The sequence below is a fragment of the uncultured Georgenia sp. genome, from assembly GCF_937958535.1.
GTDB lineage: Bacteria > Actinomycetota > Actinomycetes > Actinomycetales > Actinomycetaceae > Oceanitalea.
This window is the reverse complement of the sequence record NZ_CALGNQ010000106.1, coordinates 1-3377: the sequence shown is the minus strand read 5'-3', so window position 1 is coordinate 3377 and position 3377 is coordinate 1. Positions and strand designations below refer to the sequence as shown.

Below are 3377 nucleotides of genomic sequence, written 5' to 3'. Positions count from 1 at the left end.
GCGGTCATCCGGAAGATCGGCGCGGGCAGCAGGTGCACCTCGTCGTAGACGATGAGGCCCCAGTCGCGCGCGTCGAGCAGCTCCAGGTGCGGGTAGGTGCCCTTCCGCCGGGTGGTGAGCACCTGGTAGGTCGCGATCGTCACCGGGCGCACCTCCTTGCGGGCGCCGGAGTACTCACCGATCTCGTGCTCGGTGAGCGTCGTGCGGCGCAGCAGCTCGTCGCGCCACTGCCGGGCGGAGACGGTGTTGGTAACGAGGATGAGCGTGGTGGTCGACGACCGCGCCATCGCGCCGGCACCGACGAGCGTCTTGCCCGCTCCGCAGGGCAGGACGACGACGCCGGAGCCGCCGTGCCAGAAACCCTCGACCGCCTCCTCCTGGTAGGGGCGCAGCGCCCAGTCGGTGGTGTCCAGCGCGATCGGATGGGCCTCGCCGTCGACGTAGCCGGCCAGGTCGTCGGCCGGCCAGCCGAGCTTGACCAGCGCCTGCTTGACCTCGCCCCGCGCGCTGGCGTGGACGACGACGCTGGACTCGTCGATCCGCTCGCCCACGAGGCCGGTCATCCGCCGGGAGCGGAGCACCTCCTCCAAGACGGCGACGTCGGTCGTCTCCAGCACCAGGCCGTGGGCCGGGTGGGAGACGAGGCGGAGCCGGCCGTAGCGGTCCATCGTCTCGGCGACGTCGACGAGCAGCGCGTGGGGCACCGGGTAGCGGGAGTGGTCGATGAGTGCGGCGACCACCTGCTCGGCGTCGTGCCCGGCGGCACGTGCGTTCCACAGCCCGAGTGGGGTGAGCCGGTAGGTGTGGATGTGCTCGGGGGCGCGCTCGAGCTCGGCGAAGGGGGCGATCGCGCGGCGCGCGTGGGCGGCGCGCGGGTGGTCGACCTCGAGCAGCAGCGTCTTGTCGGACTGGACGATCAGGGGGCCGTCTGGCATCGCCCCATTGTCGCGCGCCGGGGCGCCGAGGTCACGGTGACGTCGGACTCCCGTCGCGGGGGACGGGGGCGTGCGGCGGTCGGTGGCTGTCGGGACGCGCGGGGCGGCGGGGCTACTCGCCGACGGCGTTGATGCGGTGGACGGCGACGACGAGCTCGGCCTCGCGGTCGAGGTCGAGCATCCGTACCCGCCCGCCCTCGACGCTCAGCGGTCGCACCCGCCGCTGTTCCGGCCGCCCGCTCGCACCCACGACGACGACGCGCACCGGGCTCCCGGTGGACGCGGCCTCGCGGAGCGCGGCGACGGTGTGGACGGGGTCGGTGGCGGGCAGGTCGGCCCGCTGCGCCTCGCGCTCCTGGGCGGCGCGCATCCGGCCCACCAGGCGGTCCAGCGCGGCGTCGTCCGGGCCCTGCACGTGCACCTCCCCGGCGCGGCGCACCCGGGCCGCGGTGCGCAGGGCCCGCCGCGGGGCGCGGACCCCGACCGTGGCACCCGCCGGGCCCTCGAGCACCGGCGAGGAGCCCGTGGCGCGCAGCGCCTCGAGCAGCTCACCGGGCGGGGCGGGGCTGACGAGCACGGTCGGGGCGAGCTCGCGGAACCCGAGCCCGGCGAGCCGGGGGTCGGCGAGCAGCGCCCGGGTGGTCGCCTCGTCGGGGGTCCGCAGGTAGCTCGCGGCCGCGCCCACCCGGAGCCGGCCGTGGCGGCGGGCGGCGTCGGTGACGAGGTACTCCAGCGCCTGCGGCACGGGGGTGCGGGAGACGGTGGCGAGCCGTGCGAGCAGCTCCCCGGCCTCGTGCCCGGCGTCGAGCGCGCGGCGCACGGACTCGGCGGTGAACCGCACGGTCAGTGCGGCCCCGCGGCTCTCCACGTCGGCGACCTGCTCGAGCAGCCCGGCCAGCTCGCGGGTGGGCCGGCCGGGCACGACGGCGGTGAGGTCGCCCTGGATCAGGATCTCCTCCACCGGCTCGGGCAGGTCGGCGGCCAGGGCCGCGGCCACCTGGTGGGGCGGCTCGCCGGCGGCCAGGGCGCGACCGGCCGCGGCGAGCGCGCCCGCGCCGGTGAGTCCGAGCAGCTCCGCCTCGGCGAGCACGGCCGCGACGCTCGTCTCCGGCGGGGTGGCCCGCGGGGCGTGCCAGTGCAGCACGGCGTGGAGGTCGGCGGCGGTCGGGGCGGTCCCGGCCGGGAGGTCGGCGAGGGCCGCCAGGGTGCGCCGGCGGAGCCGGGCGGCCCACCCCCGCTCCAGGCCGGGCCCGAGCGCCGCGCGCAGGGTGCCGCGCTCGTCCCGCGTGCCCACGAGCCACGGCATCCGCGGGGAGGCGACCCAGCCCTCGACGAGCACCGTCCACCGGTCGGCGAGCTCGTCCTCCGACCAGTCCGCGGCCGCGGCCGTCGGCACGAAGACCGAGCGGTCGCCGTCGTCGTCCGGGCCGACGAGACCCGCCATCGCGGCGAGTTCGACGACGGTGGCCGCGTGCTCGGGCGTCACCTCCAGCGCGGCGGCCAGCCGCTTGAGCTCGCGCACCCCGAGCCCGCCGCTGCGCAGCGCGGGCGCCGGCTCCAGCGACCACTGCCGCAACACGAGGCCGACGAGCCGCACCACCTCCTCGGCGGCGCGGGCAGACTCCGCGGCGACGACGGCGGCGGGCCGGTTGGGCGCCGCGACCGCGGGCGGGCGGGGGTGCGGCTCCGGGTGGGTGCGTCCGCCGCGGGCGGCGAGCCCGGTCTCCAGCGGCAGGACGACCTGGTGGGCGCCGAGCGGCTGGAGCACGCCGTGGTCGAGCAGCCACCGGGTGCCGCCGGCGGGGTCGGTCCCGCTGGTGACGCCGACCGGTGGGCCGGCGGCGAGCGCCTCGAGCACCCGCCGGGCGGCCTGGGGTGCCTCGGCGAGCACCGCGTCGAGCTGGGCGGCGGTGAGGACCGGGTCGTGGACGGTGTCGAGCGCGGCCACCGGGGGGCCGAGCCGCGCCGGGTAGGGGCCGAGCGCCTCGTGCAGCGCGGTCACCGGGCGGTCGTCGACGACGAGCAGCAGCCGCGCCAGCAGGCCGTGGGCCTCCGCGACCAGGCGCAGGTGCTCCGGGTCGGTGGCCCCCATCGCCGGCCCGAGCGCGGCGGCCGGGACGGGGCCGGCCGAGCTGAGCGCGCACACCGCCTCGGCGACCTCGAGCGTGTGCCGGTCCAGCCCGAGCAGCGCCCGCTCCACGGAGGGGCGGGAGACGGCGCGCGCGGCCAGTGCGCTCAGGCTCGTCGGTGCGGGGACGGGCAGGTCCGGGCGGTCGCGCAGGAGGCGGACGAGCTCGGCGTCCGACCGTCGGGTGAGCTCGGCGACGACGTCCGCCAGGCGCGCCGCCCCGGTGGGGCTCACGGGCTGCCCGCTGCGTCCGGTGCCGGGGGCTGCGGGGGGTCGGTCGGCCCGGCCGCGCCGGGCGGCGGGCCGGCCGGTGC

The 3377-nt window shown here is 78.6% G+C and carries 2 protein-coding genes; both read right to left on the bottom strand.

The features are described 5' to 3' along the window. A partial coding sequence (locus Q0195_RS05935; RefSeq protein ID WP_299275856.1) for a helicase-associated domain-containing protein occupies positions 1–935 on the bottom strand: 935 nt, incomplete at its 3' end. 112 nt (positions 936–1047) lie between these two features. Continuing rightward, the coding region (locus tag Q0195_RS05930) for a helicase-associated domain-containing protein (protein ID WP_366518079.1) at positions 1048–3377 on the bottom strand (2330 nt) is incomplete at its 5' end.